This window comes from Imbroritus primus, from assembly GCF_964332355.1.
GTDB classification, from domain to species: domain Bacteria; phylum Pseudomonadota; class Gammaproteobacteria; order Burkholderiales; family Burkholderiaceae; genus Imbroritus; species Imbroritus primus.
The window spans coordinates 2,087,548-2,102,237 of the sequence record NZ_OZ201293.1 but is presented as its reverse complement, the minus strand read 5'-3'; the positions used below and the strand labels follow the sequence as shown (position 1 = coordinate 2,102,237).

The 14,690-nt window shown below is 65.6% G+C and carries 11 protein-coding genes; 6 read left to right on the top strand and 5 right to left on the bottom strand.

The features are described from left to right. Positions 1–4: 4 nt before the first annotated feature. The 5 genes from ACQ3C8_RS09595 to ACQ3C8_RS09575 form a co-directional block, all read right to left on the bottom strand. The gene (locus tag ACQ3C8_RS09595) at positions 5–910 is read right to left on the bottom strand and encodes an NAD(P)-dependent methylenetetrahydromethanopterin dehydrogenase (RefSeq protein WP_009521619.1); all 906 of its coding nucleotides are present in this window, start codon (positions 908–910) and stop codon (positions 5–7) included. Positions 911–1,006: 96 nt separating this feature from the next. Next, positions 1,007–2,125 (bottom strand): beta-ribofuranosylaminobenzene 5'-phosphate synthase family protein, encoded by a 1,119-nt coding sequence (locus ACQ3C8_RS09590; RefSeq protein WP_428851418.1) that lies wholly within the window; start codon positions 2,123–2,125, stop codon positions 1,007–1,009. Positions 2,126–2,390: 265 nt separating this feature from the next. Next, complete coding sequence (locus ACQ3C8_RS09585) at positions 2,391–2,768, bottom strand: 4a-hydroxytetrahydrobiopterin dehydratase (RefSeq protein WP_428851417.1); 378 nt, start codon at positions 2,766–2,768, stop codon at positions 2,391–2,393. Then, complete coding sequence (locus ACQ3C8_RS09580; RefSeq protein ID WP_428851416.1) at positions 2,769–4,823, bottom strand: sigma-54-dependent Fis family transcriptional regulator; 2,055 nt, start codon at positions 4,821–4,823, stop codon at positions 2,769–2,771. It lies immediately after the preceding gene. A 287-nt stretch (positions 4,824–5,110) separates the two neighbouring features. Continuing rightward, positions 5,111–6,193 (bottom strand): sigma-54-dependent Fis family transcriptional regulator, encoded by a 1,083-nt coding sequence (locus ACQ3C8_RS09575; RefSeq protein WP_428851415.1) that lies wholly within the window; start codon positions 6,191–6,193, stop codon positions 5,111–5,113. Positions 6,194–6,406: 213 nt separating this feature from the next. Here ACQ3C8_RS09575 and ACQ3C8_RS09570 point away from each other — a divergent pair, with 213 nt between their 5' ends. The 6 genes from ACQ3C8_RS09570 to ACQ3C8_RS09545 all read left to right on the top strand — a co-directional run bounded on the left by ACQ3C8_RS09570 (position 6,407) and on the right by ACQ3C8_RS09545 (position 14,682). Beyond that, positions 6,407–7,519: an aminomethyltransferase family protein gene (locus ACQ3C8_RS09570; protein ID WP_428851414.1), complete on the top strand. Its 1,113-nt coding sequence runs from the start codon at positions 6,407–6,409 to the stop codon at positions 7,517–7,519. Positions 7,520–7,548: 29 nt separating this feature from the next. Next, positions 7,549–8,124 (top strand): dimethylamine monooxygenase subunit DmmA family protein, encoded by a 576-nt coding sequence (locus ACQ3C8_RS09565; RefSeq protein WP_428851413.1) that lies wholly within the window; start codon positions 7,549–7,551, stop codon positions 8,122–8,124. Next, positions 8,121–9,083 carry a PDR/VanB family oxidoreductase gene (locus tag ACQ3C8_RS09560; protein WP_428851412.1) on the top strand — a complete coding sequence of 321 codons (963 nt, stop codon included), beginning with the start codon at positions 8,121–8,123 and terminating at the stop codon, positions 9,081–9,083. Before ACQ3C8_RS09565 ends, ACQ3C8_RS09560 begins: the two co-directional genes overlap by 4 nt. 12 nt (positions 9,084–9,095) lie before the next feature. Further along, the gene (locus tag ACQ3C8_RS09555) at positions 9,096–10,139 is read left to right on the top strand and encodes a heme-dependent oxidative N-demethylase family protein (RefSeq protein ID WP_428851411.1); all 1,044 of its coding nucleotides are present in this window, start codon (positions 9,096–9,098) and stop codon (positions 10,137–10,139) included. Between the two features lie 80 nt (positions 10,140–10,219). Continuing rightward, entirely contained in the window at positions 10,220–12,412 is a 2,193-nt protein-coding gene (locus tag ACQ3C8_RS09550) for an FAD-dependent oxidoreductase (RefSeq protein ID WP_009521628.1), read from the top strand. An 83-nt stretch (positions 12,413–12,495) separates the two neighbouring features. Then, on the top strand, positions 12,496–14,682 hold the full coding sequence (locus ACQ3C8_RS09545) for a heterodisulfide reductase-related iron-sulfur binding cluster (RefSeq protein WP_428851410.1): 2,187 nt from the start codon (positions 12,496–12,498) through the stop codon (positions 14,680–14,682). The last annotated feature ends 8 nt before the right edge of the window (positions 14,683–14,690 follow it).

The window sequence follows — 14,690 nt, the reverse complement described above, 5'->3', positions numbered from 1 at the left end:
GCCGTCAGTCCAGCTCCGCCGCGACGTCGCGGGCCATTGCCATGGCTTCCTCGAAGCCGAGGTAGACCGGTTTGGCGGATTCGCGCATCTGCACGAACAGGCGGTGCTGCACCTGGTACTTGACGTTGCCGATCGCCAGCGCGCCGATGCCGACGGCATTGCTGTCGCCGATACGCTTGCCGTCATCCATCACGCCCACGCCGGCAATGCCGGCCGGCGGCACGGCGTTGACGTCGGCAGCGACCAGCAGCTTGCGGGCGGCGGCGCGCTCGCTCTCGCTGATCACCTGTACGCCGGCGCTGGCGGTGGCGAACACCACGTCGGTATCCGACAGCACCGACTGCAGCATGTCGCTCGTGCGGATCACCACGCCCTCGGTATGGGCATTGAAGCGCTTGTTGGTTTCCTCGGCGACGCGCGCGGCCTCCTCGGTGGTCTTGCGGCTCGACAGCCAGACCTGGGCGCCGAGTTGCGAGGCCAGTGCGCCGGCAATGCGGCCCACCGCGCCGCTGCCGCCGAGCACCAGCACGCGGCGTCCGGCGAAATCGGTGTTGTGCGCCTTGCGCAGCTGCCGTTCCACCGACGCCACCAGCGCCGCCGCCGTGGTGTACGAGCCGCTGGGATCGGCAAACACCGGTACTTCGAACGGCGGGACCATGGCGCCACGCGCCAGGGCCAGCATGTCGGCGGCCATCACCACGTCGCGCCCGCCGATGAAGATGCCGGTGCTGGCGACGCCCTTGGGGCCGCGTGAAAAGATCGCGTCCTGGGTCATGGCGACGATATTGTCCATGCCGACTTCGCAGTACGGCACGGCAACCTCGTAGCCGGCGTCAACACCCATGTTGACGTCGAAAGGGCTCATCTGTTTGCCCGGAGTGAACATGTGCAGGATGGTACGGCGTGCCATGGTGTGGAATCCCTCGATCCGTCAGAAAAAATGGAGGAGCGCGCGGTCAGTCCGCGCGTGCAGTGCTGAATGTCGTGTGGTCCATCATGCGTGCCATCAGGCCGTGCGTGCCGCGGCCGGACGCGAGATCTGCGCGCCGCGGTTGCGGCCGCGCACGATCTGCACGCGCAGGGCGGGGTCGACCAGTCCGGCATGGCGCGCTGCCTGGAGCAAGCGCTCGGCTTCGCTCTGCGACGGCAGGATGGCGAACCCGGTCGGGCCCCACGAGCTCTGGCCTGTGGCGGCAAGCGCGTGCTGGCCGGCCCAGTGCAACAAGCGGCCCACGGCCGGGCTGGCGTACATGTCGCCGCCCTGGGCCGAGGCGAAGTAATCGCCGATGGTCGTCTGCAACAGGTTGACGCCCTCGGCGAACGGAGCAAAATCGGCCTCCGCCGTGGCGGGCAGGATCTGCATCAGGATGCGGTGACACATCTGCGCCGCCAGTTCCTGCGGAAAGGGCGGCAGGGCGCGGATAGCGGTCTTTTCCGCGTCGCCGTGCAGGCCGGTGCGCGTCACGTCCTGGACCAGCACGATGCGCCAGGCTTCCGGAAAATCGAAGCGCGCCAGTAGTGGCGGGACATGTCCCGGGCTCTGCGGGCCGCCGTCGACCAGCAGGCCGCCCTGGTCGAAGGCGGCGATGCCGACGCCCGAACGGCCGCCCCGACCGAGGATGCGCGCGATGTCCGCAGTGGTCCACGGTAACTGGTACTGGTTGGCAAAGGCGCGCCCGACCGCGAGCGCGAGCTGCGTGCCGGAGCCGAAGCCGGCATGGGCCGGCAGCGTGGTGTGCAGGCGGATCTCGCTGGCCTGGCGCAGGTTGGCGGCGCGCTTCAGGTCGGCCAGCAGGCGGCTGACGCGTGCGCATTCCGGATGTGCCGCATCGTTGCTGGCCACCACGCGGTCCTCGCTGGCCGGCAGCAGTTCCACAGTGGTCGACAAGCCATCGATCGACAGGCCGAGACTGCCGAAGCGCCGGCCAAGCGATGCGCCGGGGTCGAGAAAGCCGAGGTGCAGGCGGGCGGTGGCCGATACGACGGTGGAGCCCGGGGCCGCTGTCGATGGCGGGAGCGATTGCGGGGAAGCCGACTGCGCGCCGGATTGCGGGCGGGCCACAGGGCTGGCCGCGCCGGTCTGGCCGGGTGGCTGGGCTGTGGTCGGTTCTGCAATCAGTGGCATGGCGGTCTCCTCATGGCTTTGGGGAGCACTTGAAGCAAAGGCCATACCAAGCGGGCGGAAAGATGGGCCGAACGGTGTGTCAGCCGGGGTGGGGACATCCTGTGCAAGCTGGCGCGGCGCGGCTGTCACGGCAAGGTGTTCCGCTTTCCGCACAGGCTGTCACGCTGTACGGACCGCATGGCGGGCGGAGGCAGCAGGGCCAGCAGCGGCACCGTTACCGTCGCGCGGCGCAGGAGGGCCGTCCTGGCGAGGTCCGGTCCCCGGCTTACTTGTCGTACTTGATATAACGGAAGCGCTGGTCGTCGTTGGGCGTGCCTTCGAGCGCGCCGCCGGCCAGCCCCGGCTGCCATTGCACGACTTCCTCGATCTTCTGCGCCAGCGCGAAATCGCGCTCGGTGATGCCCTTGGAGCTGTGCGTGGTCAGCTTGACGATCACGAAGGCGTACGACACCGTGAGGTCCGGGTGATGCCACGCCGCCTCGGCCAGGTGGCCGATGGTGTTGACCACCATGAGCGTGCCTTTCCAGCCCTCGGTGCGGTACTTGCGGCGCAGCCAGCCGTCTTCCAGATACCAGTGCGGCAGTTCGGCGGCCAGGCGGCGCTGGATCTCGTCGTCGGCAAGGACGGGCGGGGAGACAGTCATTCAACCCTCCGCGCCATCGTCCGCCTGCTCGGCCTGGGCCAGGCGGATATGCAAGCGGTGCATTTTGCGGTACAGCGTGTTGCGGCTTACACCGAGCGCGCGCGACACAGTGCTGACGTTCCAGCGGTGCTTGTCGAGCAGGCCCAGAATCGTGGCGCGCTCGTTCATCTGGATGGCATTGAATGGCGGCAGCTCTTCTTCCGCCACGGCTGCGGGCGGATGGTCCACAGGGACGCGCAGGCCGTCGTCAGCCAGTTGCTGCGGCGCGCTGGCAGGGCGGTTGAGAATTTCCGCGGGCAAGTGGCGACAGGTGATGACGCCGCCGTCGCACAGGGCGATGGCGGTCCGCAGCACGTGCCGCAACTGGCGGATATTGCCGGGCCAGTGATAGCGCAGCAGCGCCTGTTCGGCATCCGGCGCAAAGGTCGGCGCAAGCTGGTCGCGCGCTTCCTCGCGCACGATATGTTCCATCAGCGCCAGGCGGTCGGTACGCTGGCGCAGCGGCGGCAGGCGCAGTTCGATGCCGCTCAGGCGGTAGTAGAGATCTTCACGGAACTGGCCGCTCTGCACCAGTTCGGCCAGATTACGGTGGCTGGCGCTGATCAGCTGGAAATCGACGTCGATCACTGTTTCCGAGCCGAGCGGCGTCACCTGCCGCTCTTCCAGCACGCGCAGCAGGCGCGCCTGCAGCATCATCGGCATGTCGCCGATCTCGTCGAGGAACAGCGTACCGCCGTTGGCCTGGATGATCTTGCCGCGCCGGCCCTCGCGCTGTGCACCGGTAAAGGCACCGGCGCGGTAGCCGAACAGTTCGCTCTCGATCAAGGTTTCCGGCAGCGATGCGCAATTGACGGCCACGAAGGCACCGCTGCTGCGCTGGCTCATGCGGTGGATGGCGTTGGCGAAGACTTCCTTGCCGGTGCCGGTCTCGCCGTGCAGCATGATCGGAATCTGCTTGTCGATGATCTTGCGCGCCAGTTGTACCTGCTGTTCCATGTGCGCGTCGCCGAAAGCCAGGCGCGTGCCGGCATCGGCTTTGGGGGCACTCGTCAGCGGTGCGCCGCCCACTGTGCGCAGGCGGCCCTGGTGGCTGGCGCTCAGGTCGATGGTGGTGTCCGGCGTGCCGGCGGCATGCGGATGCTGTGCCACCATGAAGAAACGGTTCGAGGCGCTGACGCGGTACACCGGCACCGGGCGGAAGGAGTTACGTGCACTGCGCGCGAGGATTTCGTCGAGCGACGTCTTGAACAGGTCGTCCACGCGCTTGCCCAGCAGGTCCTGCGGGGCGCGGAAGCCGAGCTGGAACAGGGCGCTACGGTTCGCGGCGAGCACATTGCCATGCTGGTCCACGGCGAGCTTGCCCTCATGCAGGGTATAGACCAGTTCCGGCCGCGTGTGGAAGTGGATCGGATGCGCATCCTTGAAGCGCTCGTCGAGCAGGCGGTTCTCGATCATCTGCCGCGACATGCCGACCAGCACCAGCGAGTGCTGCTGCAGCAGGCGCGAGCGGCTGGTGACATCGAGCACACCGGTGATGTCGCCGCGATGGTCAAAGATCGGTGCGGCGGAGCAGGTCAGCGAGGTGTACTGCGCAAAATAGTGTTCGTTCTGGCGCACCGCGACCGGTTCGCCTTCGGCCAGGCAGGTACCCATGCCGTTGGTGCCGGCCTCGCGTTCGCTCCATACTGCGCCCACGCGAAAGCCGATCGATTCGACGTCCTGGGCAAAGCCGGACGAGGACACCATGTGCATGATCACGCCGTCGGCGTCGGTGAGCACCACGGCCAGTTCGGGATCGGCCAGCTGCTGGTACAGCGTGGTCATCTCCAGCTTGGCGCAGGCGATCAGCTCGCCCATGCGGTCGCGCCGCACATTCAGTTCGCTCTGTGTCAGGACCGGCGGAATGCGGGCTTGCGCCGGGTCGAGTTTGAAATCCTGCAGGCAGCGCGTCCACGAGCGGGCCACGACCGGGCTGGTCTCCTGACTGCACAGCTGGTGGTTCACCACGTTCATGATTTCCGCGACGTGGCCGCTCACGGGCTGGATGAGTGTCAACGCTGTCTCCTCTCGCCAACTGGGGGGCGCGTATCCGCGGGCGCAATCGCTGGGCGACGCCGGTGCCAACGGATCCGGATCGGTGTCCGTCCGCCGGATGATTCCGTGCGGAAGTCTGACTATAACCGGTCAGGAGGATGCGTTCAAATGCGTAACAATCCCGATGTCGTTTCGATATTGCGCGGATATTGCCATGTGATCATCGCTATATCGCCGCATATCGCGCCATGCGCGAACTTGTCGTGATGCCTGCGCCACATGCGGCGACGCCTGGATGGCAAGGCCGCTCAGCGGGGTGCGATCGACAGTAGATGCATGCGCCGGTACAAGGTATTGCGGCTTACGCCGAGGACGCGGGCCACCGTGCTGACGTTCCAGCGGTGGGTTTTGAGCAGGTCCAGGATGGTATGCCGGTCGTGGATCTGGGCGGCGGTCAGTCCTGCCTGGGTCATGGCCGCGCCGCTCAGCGCCGGCCCCATGCGCGGCACGGGCGCGGTGGCCTGCCGCACGATCTCGAGCGGCAGATGGTGGGCGGTCAGGCGCGGTCCGTCGCACAGGGCGAGGGCGGTGCGCAGCACATGGCGCATCTGGCGCAGGTTGCCGGGCCAGGGGTACTGCATCAGCGCCTGCTCGGCATCGGCCGCCAGCTCGGGCCGCTGCCATTTGCCTTCCTCGGCCAGGATGCGGTCGATCAGGGCACGCCGGTCGCTGCGCTCACGCAGGGCCGGCAGGTGGAGGGCGATACCGCCAAGCCGATAGTAGAGATCCTCGCGGAATTCCCCGCAGCGCACCAGTTCGCCCAGATCGCGATGGCTCGCGCTGATCAGCTGGAACTCCACGCTGCTGCTGGTATCCGCGCCAAGCGGCGCGACCCGCTTCTCCTCCAGCACGCGCAGCAGGCGCGCCTGCAGCGTGAGCGGCATGTCGCCGATCTCGTCGAGGAACAGCGTACCGCCATCGGCCTGCATGATCTTGCCGCGCCGGCCTTCGCGCTGTGCGCCGGTAAAGGCGCCGGCCCGATAGCCGAACAATTCGCTCTCGATCAGGGTTTCGGGCAGCGATGCGCAATTGACCGCGACAAAGTTGCCGTCGCGCGCCGGGCTGATGGCGTGCAGGGCATTCGCGAAGACATCCTTGCCGGAACCGGTTTCCCCTTGCAGCAGGATCGGGATCTGCCGCGTGATGACACGCCGCGCGAGGTGGATCTGCGCGTCCATCTGCGCATCGCCAAGGCTCAGTCGGGCCAGCGGGTCGCGCGCTGCCTGAGGCGGCTTGCGCCTGTCCTGCGGCGTGTCTTGCGGCGTTGTTCGGCCGGCGTGCGAGACATGGGCTGCATGCGCCGCCGGTTCGGAATGGATGAGAGTCTCCACGGTGTGCTCCTTCTTGCCTGCGCCGCCGGGCGGCACGGATCTGCAGTGTGCGGGCAGTGTGCAAAAGCGTGCGTGGTGTGCGCAATACCCAGGAGGAGGCGGACACCCGGAGTACTCCCGCTACCTCCACGGAGGTAGTGCCAACGAGAAATTGTTTCGCCCTGAACCGCTGACCATACTTCGCTGCACAACCATGACAAGCGGAGACATGCAATGAAACGGCAATCGGTTCTCAACGATCGACATCGTGCACTGGGCTCGAAGCTCGACAGCGAAATCTGGAACATGCCCATTCCCCAGAGCTATAGCACCGACCCGTACGCGGAAGCGCTGGCTGTGCGTTCGGCCGCCGGCCTGTTCGACATCAGCGCCCTGAACATCGTCAACGTATCCGGCCCCGATGCCGCCGACGTGCTCGACAAGCTGGCCCCCATCGACGTGAAGGCCATGCGTCACGGCACTGCGCGCCTGGCCGCGCTGGTCAACGACAAGGGCCAGCTGAGCGACGACCTGATGATCATCCGCGATGGCGAAAACGAGTTCCGCCTGTCGCATGGCGGTGGCAATACGCAGGAGCAGCTGGCGCGCGTGGCCGAAGGCCGCAACGTCAAATGGGAACAGAACTTCGACGTGCACATGATGTCGCTGCAGGGCCCGCGCGCCGCAGCCATCCTGAAGGGCCACATCGATACCGACGTTGCCACGCTTCCGTACTTCGAACACCGCGCCACCAAGCTGTTCGGTCGCAATGTGATCCTCTCGCGCGGCGGCTATTCCGGCGAGGAAGGTTTCGAGATTTCCTGCGCCTCGGGCGATGCCGTGGCCATCTGGGATGCCCTGCTGGATACCGGCAAGCCGCACGGCCTGATGGCCGCCTCGTGGGATTCGCTGGAAATCGTCCGGGTCGAAGCCGCGCTACTGTTCTACCCGTTCGATATGCCCGAAGGCGACACCACGCCGTGGGAAGTCAACCTCGGCTGGGCGGTCGATGCCGACAAGCAGGGCGACTACATCGGCAAGCAGGCATTGCTTGCCGCGCGTGGCAAGGAACGCTTCTTCCAGGCCGGCGTGTCTGTCAAGGCCGACCGCGCCATGGAAGCCGGCGCGCAAATCACGGTCGATGGCAAGGACGCCGGCGTCGTCACCAGCACCATGTTCAGCCAGCACCTCATGCAGTCCCTGGCGCTGGTTCATCTCAAGCCCGAGTATCGCGCCCTCGGCACGCGCGTCGAGATCGCCGACAGCAAGGGCACCTGCACGGGCTACGTCACGCGCACGCCGTTCTACGACCCCCAGCGCATCCGCACGCGCGTCCAGGGCGTCTGATCGTTCCTGTCATCCGCAAGGAGACTGCCATGCTGGTTACGGGAATCAAGAGCATGCCGCAATACCAGCCCCTGCAACTCGATGCCGGCGGCACACACCATCTGGTCGTGTGCCAGGGCACCGGCGCGGGGGCCGGGCGACAATTGGTCGCTGCCGTGACGCGGGCCGGGTGCGGCGATGCCTGCCAGGTGCTGTACGTACCGGCCGGTAGTGATAACCAGTTCGCGCTATTGGCCGAGGCCTGTCGCGCGACACAATGCTGCGCCGACCGTGCGCATCTGCTGAGCGTTCTGGAAACGGCGCTGGCCGGGCTGCCGATGGGCCTGCGCCTGTATGCCGCCGGTAGCGAGGAATTCCTTGCCAGTGTGGTACGGGCAGCGGAAGGCTATGGCCTCGATCCCGCCGAGATCCAGTGCGAGCGCGCGGGTCCCACGCTGCGCCGCGTCTACTGTATCCATTGCCGCACATTCAGCGAGGGCGTCCACACGCCGCAGGTCACCTGCTGCGGCTGCGGGCGCGACTTGCTGGTACGCGACCACTATTCGCGCCGCCATGCCGCCTTCATGGGTGTGATGGCCGATGCCGAAACGCAGGTGGCAGCATGAAGGCGGGCCAGGGGATTCCTGTCCGCGTCGCGGAGATCGAGACAGTCACGCCGCTGATCCGCCGCTTCACTTTCGAACATGCCGATGGCTGCGCCTTGCCGTGCTTCTCCGGCGGCAGCCATATCGTGGTCGAGATGCAGGGCGCGGGCCGCGTGCACCGTAATCCGTACTCGCTGATGAGCGCGCCGGACGAGACGCGCTACTACCAGATCGGTGTGCGGCGTGTCGATGAAGGCCGTGGCGGTTCGCGCTTCATGCACGAGCAGGTGCGCAAGGGCACGGTGCTGCGCATCTCCGCACCAGTCAATCTGTTTCCACTGGTGCGTACGCGCCGCAAGCACATCCTGCTGGCGGGCGGGATCGGCATCACGCCGTTCTTCGCCCACATCGTTGAGCTGCGTCGCCTGGCGGTGGACTTCGAACTTCACTACGCCGTCCGCGATGCCTCACATGCCGGACTCGCTAACGATCTTCGTGATCTGGCAGGCGAGCGCTTGCACCTCTACCTCGAGGATCGTGGCCAGACCATCGACATGAGCACAGTCCTGCGCGGTCAGCCGCTCGGCACGGACGTGTATGTCTGCGGGCCGGCCGGCATGATCGAGGCGACCCGCGCGGCTGCCCGTGCGGCCGGCTGGGCGGACAGCCATGTGCACTGGGAACAGTTCAGCGCGCCGCCCCCTGGCGAACCATTTGATGTCGAGCTCGCGCATAGCGGCATCCGGGTGCACGTCGGCGCGGATATCAGCCTGCTCGAAGCCATCGAAGCCGCGGGTGTCGACGCGCCTTCGCTGTGCCGCGGCGGCGTATGCGGCCAATGCGAACTCGGCGTGCTCGACCTCGATGGCGAGCTGCAGCACAACGACCACTATCTTTCACCCGAGGTGCGTGCCAGCGGCAGCAGGATCATGCCATGCGTGTCGCGCGCCCGTTGCCGGCGGCTGGTGCTGGCGCTGTAAGGAGCCGATGCGATGCAGATCGAATACAAGCACGACGAGGTTTTTCGCGACGGCTTCCATTACGCCAACAGTCCGGCGGCCATTCGCCGCTTTCCGTTTCCGTTCCATGAAGACCAGTACATGTACTCGGTGAACATCGAGCCGCATGTGGCCGGTCCGGTTGGATCTGTGCTCGAGCATCCATTCGATATCGATGAACACTACATCGGCGAATGCCGCGAGCGCGCCCTGGTGCTGGAGGCGGATCCGGGACGCTGCCAGGCCTTGCCGCACATGATGGCCGCGCAGTGGGATTCGCTCGAACTGATGATGACGTCGCTCGCGGCCAGTTATCCCGCGCAATTCGGCCTGCGTCGCGACGGCGCGCGCTGGCACTGGCACAACCGCCTGCTGGGGATCGAGCAATCCTTCGTGTTCGGCGATGTGCAGACGCTGCCGTATGCGCCCATGGAATACATCATGCGCCAGGTGCAGGGCGACTGGGTGCTGATGGACCACCGTCACGACAACCTCTACATGGATGCTGGCGTGGTCACCACGCAAGCCGACTGGTCGCTTGATTTCGATCTCGGCATGACCTTCTCCGAGTGGCATGGCCCGGTGCCAATGGTGCACGAGATGGGCATCATCGACCGCGCACTCAAGTTCCTGCTCAACCTGCAGGCCGGTGCGCCGGTACGGCGCCTGAACTGGACCATGACCGTCAATCCGCGTCTTGATACTTCGCCCGAACAGTATCCGCACTGGGGCGCTGACCGCAGCAAGGTTACCGCAGACAACGCCGGCGAGCTTGCCCATCTGCGCGTCGAGCTGCAGACGCTGTTCCGCCTGCCGCGCAGTCATGCCATCGGCTTTGGGGTGCGCTGCTACCTGATCAGCATGAATGAACTCGCCACCGTGCCGAAGTGGGCTGCGCGCATGCATCGTGTCTTGCGCAGCCTGCCGGACGAACTGGCGGACTACAAGGGCCTGACCCGCTATCGCGGTGCGGTCATCGACTGGCTCAGCCGCTTCGATGATGGCCGCCCGTTGAGCAACGGCACCGCCCCGGAATGATTCCCACTGGCGCGGAGCAGGCCAGTTCCGCGCTGACATGACGCATCGAGCGTCCCCATAAATCGGCTGGAGACAAAACCATGGCCCGCGACCCACGCTACGACATTCTGTTTGAACCGATCCAGATCGGTCCGAAAACACTGCGCAACCGTTTCTATCAGGTCCCGCACTGTATCGGCGCCGGTTCCAACCTGCCAGGCTTCCAGGCGGCGCACCGCTCGATGAAGGCGGAAGGCGGCTGGGCGGCGATGAATACCGAGTACTGCTCGATCCACCCCGAGTCGGATGACACCATGCGCGTCTCGGCGCGCATCTGGGACGAAGGTGACGTGCGCAACCTGCGCGCCATGACCGATGAGGTGCATCGCCACGGCGCGCTGGCCGGCATCGAGATGTGGTACGGCGGCGCGCACGCGCCTTGCCTGGAGAGCCGCGCCACGCCACGCGGCCCGAGCCAGTACGCCTCGGAATTCGAAACGCTGTCGTACTGCAAGGAAATGGACCTGCGCGACATCCAGCAGGTACAGCAGTACTACGTCGATGCGGCCTATCGTGCGCGCGACGCCGGTTTTGACATCGTCTATGTGTATGGCGCGCACTCCTACCTGCCGCTGCAGTTCCTCTCACCGTACTACAACAAGCGTACCGACAAGTACGGCGGCTCGCTGGAGAACCGCGCCCGCTTCTGGCTGGAGACGCTGGAAAAGGTGCGCCGCGCCGTCGGTGACGACTGCGCCATCGCCACGCGCTATGCGCTCGATTCGCTGTACGGCGTGGCTGGCATCGAAGTCGAGAACGAAGGCATGAAGTTCGTCGAAATGGCGGATAGCCTGGTCGACCTGTGGGACGTGGACGTCGGCGATATCGCCGAGTGGGGCGAGGATGCCGGCCCGTCGCGTTTCTACCAGCAAGGTCACCAGATCCCCTGGACGCGCTTCATGAAGGAAGTGTCGAAGAAGCCGGTGCTGGGCGTGGGCCGCTTCACCGATCCGGAAAAGATGACCGAGATCGTCACCAAGGGTATCGCCGATATCATCGGCGCCGCGCGTCCGTCGATTGCCGACCCGTTCCTGCCGAAAAAGATCGAGGAAGGCCGCATCGATGACATCCGCGTCTGCATCGGTTGCAACGTCTGCATCTCGCGCTGGGAGATCGGCGGTCCTCCGATGATCTGTACGCAGAACGCCACGGCTGGCGAAGAATACCGCCGCGGCTGGCACCCGGAGAAATTCGCCAAGGCCAAGTCGGATGACTCCGTGCTGATCGTCGGTGCTGGCCCGTCCGGGTCGGAGTGCGCGCGCGTGCTGATGGAGCGCGGCCATGCCGTGCACCTGGTGGACACAGCCGAGAAGATCGGCGGCCACTTGAACCAGGTCATCACGCTGCCGGGCCTGGGCGAATGGGGCTACCACCGCGACTACCGCGAAACGCAGATCAACAAGCTGCTCAAGAAGAATAAGCACAGCCAGCTCGCGCTTGGCCAGAAGCCGATGACGGTGAAGGACGTCCTCGAGTATGGCGCCGACAAGGTGGTGATCGCCACGGGTTCGCACTGGGTCACGGATGGCACGAACTGCCTGTCGCATGCTCCGATCCCGGGCGCGGATGCCTCGCGCGACGACCAGCTCACACCGGAACAGGTGATCGCCGGCAACAAGAAGATCGGCAAGCGCGTGGTGATCCTCAATGCGGACACCTACTTCATGGCGCCGAGCCTGGCCGAGAAGCTGGCTGTCGCCGGCCACGAGGTGACTATCGTCAGCGGCGTGCATCTGGCCAATTACATGCACTTCACGCTTGAGTATCCGAACATGATGCGCCGCCTGCACGAGCTGGGCGTCCACGAGATGGGCGACCACTTTGCCAGCCGTATCGAACCGGGCCGCATCGAGGTCTACAACATCTGGGGCGACGGTTCGAAGCGTACCTATCGCGGCCCCGGCAAGCTCCCGCGCGACGAGAACAAGTCGCACCGTTGGCTGGAATTCGATTCGCTGGTGCTGGTCACGGGCCGCAAGTCGAACGATGCGCTGTACCGCGGTCTGAAGGAAGTGGAAAGCCAGTGGGCCGAGAACGGCATCAAGGACGTGTACCTGATCGGCGATGCGGAAGCGCCGCGTCTGATCGCGGATGCGACGTTCACTGGCCAGCGTCTGGCGCGCGAGATCGAGGAGGCCGAGGCACAGTTCCCGCTGCCGTACCGCCGTGAAGTCTCGGTGTGGGGCGTGCCGTACCTCAAGGACGGCCAGTACGAAATCATGTACAAGGTCTGACCTTCCTGGTTCGCCCCTGTAGTACTGCATGGGCGGCTCTGCGGGGCCGCCCGTGCCTCACCGCACGAGACGGAAGCTGCCACATGTTTTCTGCAGACACATTCGACCCGGTCCAGGTCACACGTATCCTGTTCGAGGGTTTTTCCTCACACGCCATCGTACTGTTCTACCTGCTGGGGTTCGGTGCGATTGGCGTGTTCTTTTACGGCGTATTCGTGCAGGTGCGCAAGTACCGGCGCGGCCAGCCCATCGGCGTGCCGCTGGCGCTCGGCGAGCGCTTCCTGCAGATGTGCCGCACGGTGGCGAGCCACCGCACTATCATGCGCCGCGACCCCGCTGCCGGCCGTGCGCACCGCATGATCTTCTATGGCTTTGCGCTGCTGTTTATCGGTACTGCAACCATTACCGTCGATTACGACATCACGTCCAAGCTGTTCGGCCTGTCGTTCTGGCATGGCGATTTCTACTTGTGGTTTTCGCTGGTGCTCGATTTTGCCGGCGTGGCGATGATCGCGGGCCTGCTGTACATGATGGTCCGCCGTGGCTGGATCAAGCCGCCCAAGCTCGACTACAAGCGCCCGGACCGCAAGCCCGGCGATCCCGATTACGACCGCAGCGGCTATCGCCGCGAGGACTGGGCGTTTCTCTGGACCCTGATCATCATCGGCATCACCGGCTACCTGCTGGAGGCCGCACGCCTGGTGTGGCTGCAGGAGCGGCCCGAAGTGTGGGACCTGCGCTGGTGGTCGCCGTTCGGCGCGGCCCTGGCTGAGGTCCTGCGCGCCGGCGGCCTGAGCGCCGAGGGCGCAGGCATGCTGCGCAGCGGCCTGTGGTGGTTCCACGGCATCATCGCGCTGACATTGATCGCGCTGATTCCTTTTACCAAGGTCAAGCACATCTTCACCTCCTCGGGTTCGCTGATGTTCCGCGACCCGCTGGCCGCGCAACGCCTGCCGCGCCAGCCGGCGGACAGCGAAAAGGTGGGCTACACCGCCATCACCGATTTCACCTGGAAGCACCTGCTGAACCTGGATGCCTGCACCAAGTGCGGCCGCTGCCACGAGGCCTGCCCGGCCAATGCCTCGGGCGCACCGCTGTCGCCGCGCGACGTGATCCTGTCGCTGCGCGAGTTTGCCAATGAAGCCTTGCAGAAGAACGCGCTGCCGGATGAGGTCAAGCTGAGCGTGCACGGCAAGGACGGCGGCCAGGTGTTCATGGAAACGCTGTGGTCGTGCCGCACCTGCATGGCCTGCGTGGAAATCTGCCCGGTGGCCGTCGAACATGTGCCGATCATCGTGCAGATGCGCCGCAAGCTGGTCGAGGATGGCGACATGGAACCGCAACTGCAGAAGACGCTGCAGACGATCCACAAGACCGGCAACTCCTTCGGCGAGTCGAAGCGCAAACGCGCCGCATGGACCAAGGCGCTGCCGTTCCCGGTCAAGGATGCGCGCAAGGAGCCGGTGGACGTGCTGTGGTTCGTCGGCGACTACGCGTCGTTCGATCCGCGCAACCAGAAGGTGAGCCAGGCATTTGCCACGCTGCTGCATGACGCAGGCGTCGACTTCGGCCTGCTGTACGAGGGCGAATCGAATGCTGGCAATGACGTGCGGCGGGTTGGCGAGGAAGGGCTGTACGAGCTGCTGGCGGAAACCAATATCGCCACGCTCGGCACGGCCAGCTTCAAGACCATCGTCACCACCGATCCGCACTCGTACAACACCATTCGCAACGAGTATCCGGAGTTCGGCGGGCAATACGAGATCGAGCACTACACCAGCTACGTGCTGCGCATGCTGCGCGAAGGCAAGCTGACCATCCGCAAGCCGCTCGGCTCCCGCGTCACGCTGCACGATCCGTGTCACCTGGGCCGCTTCAACAAGGGTTACGACGCGCCGCGCGACATCCTCAAGGCCATTGGCTGCGATCTGGTCGAGATGCCGCGCCACGGTGACAACTCGTTCTGTTGCGGCGCCGGCGGCGGGCGTATCTGGATGCCCGATCCGGTTGGTGTGGAGAAGCCCTCGCAGATGCGTATCAAGGAGGCTGCGGGGATCGACGGGCTGGAGGTCTTCGTCGTCTGTTGCCCGAAGGACCTGACGATGTTCGAGGATGCCCTCAAGACGGCCGGCTACGAAGGCAAGTTCGTGGTGCGCGAACTGATCGAAATGATCAGCGAGGCGCTCGACGAACAGATGGTGGACGGCGATGCCGACGATAGCGGTACGCCTGCCGCCGAGGATGCCGGCGCGCCGCTGGTGGTGGCCTGAGCGCACAC

Bases quoted from the DNA above. Each gene is read 5' to 3' on its own strand.
- ACQ3C8_RS09565 (WP_428851413.1), top strand. From the start codon at position 7,549: ATGCTGGTTACGGGAATCAAGAGCATGCCGCAATACCAGCCCCTGCAA.
- ACQ3C8_RS09585 (WP_428851417.1), bottom strand. From the start codon at position 2,768: ATGACTGTCTCCCCGCCCGTCCTTGCCGACGACGAGATCCAGCGCCGC.
- ACQ3C8_RS09590 (WP_428851418.1), bottom strand. From the start codon at position 2,125: ATGCCACTGATTGCAGAACCGACCACAGCCCAGCCACCCGGCCAGACC.
- ACQ3C8_RS09545 (WP_428851410.1), top strand. From the start codon at position 12,496: ATGTTTTCTGCAGACACATTCGACCCGGTCCAGGTCACACGTATCCTG.
- ACQ3C8_RS09570 (WP_428851414.1), top strand. From the start codon at position 6,407: ATGAAACGGCAATCGGTTCTCAACGATCGACATCGTGCACTGGGCTCG.
- ACQ3C8_RS09595 (WP_009521619.1), bottom strand. From the start codon at position 910: ATGGCACGCCGTACCATCCTGCACATGTTCACTCCGGGCAAACAGATG.
- ACQ3C8_RS09555 (WP_428851411.1), top strand. From the start codon at position 9,096: ATGCAGATCGAATACAAGCACGACGAGGTTTTTCGCGACGGCTTCCAT.
- ACQ3C8_RS09550 (WP_009521628.1), top strand. From the start codon at position 10,220: ATGGCCCGCGACCCACGCTACGACATTCTGTTTGAACCGATCCAGATC.
- ACQ3C8_RS09560 (WP_428851412.1), top strand. From the start codon at position 8,121: ATGAAGGCGGGCCAGGGGATTCCTGTCCGCGTCGCGGAGATCGAGACA.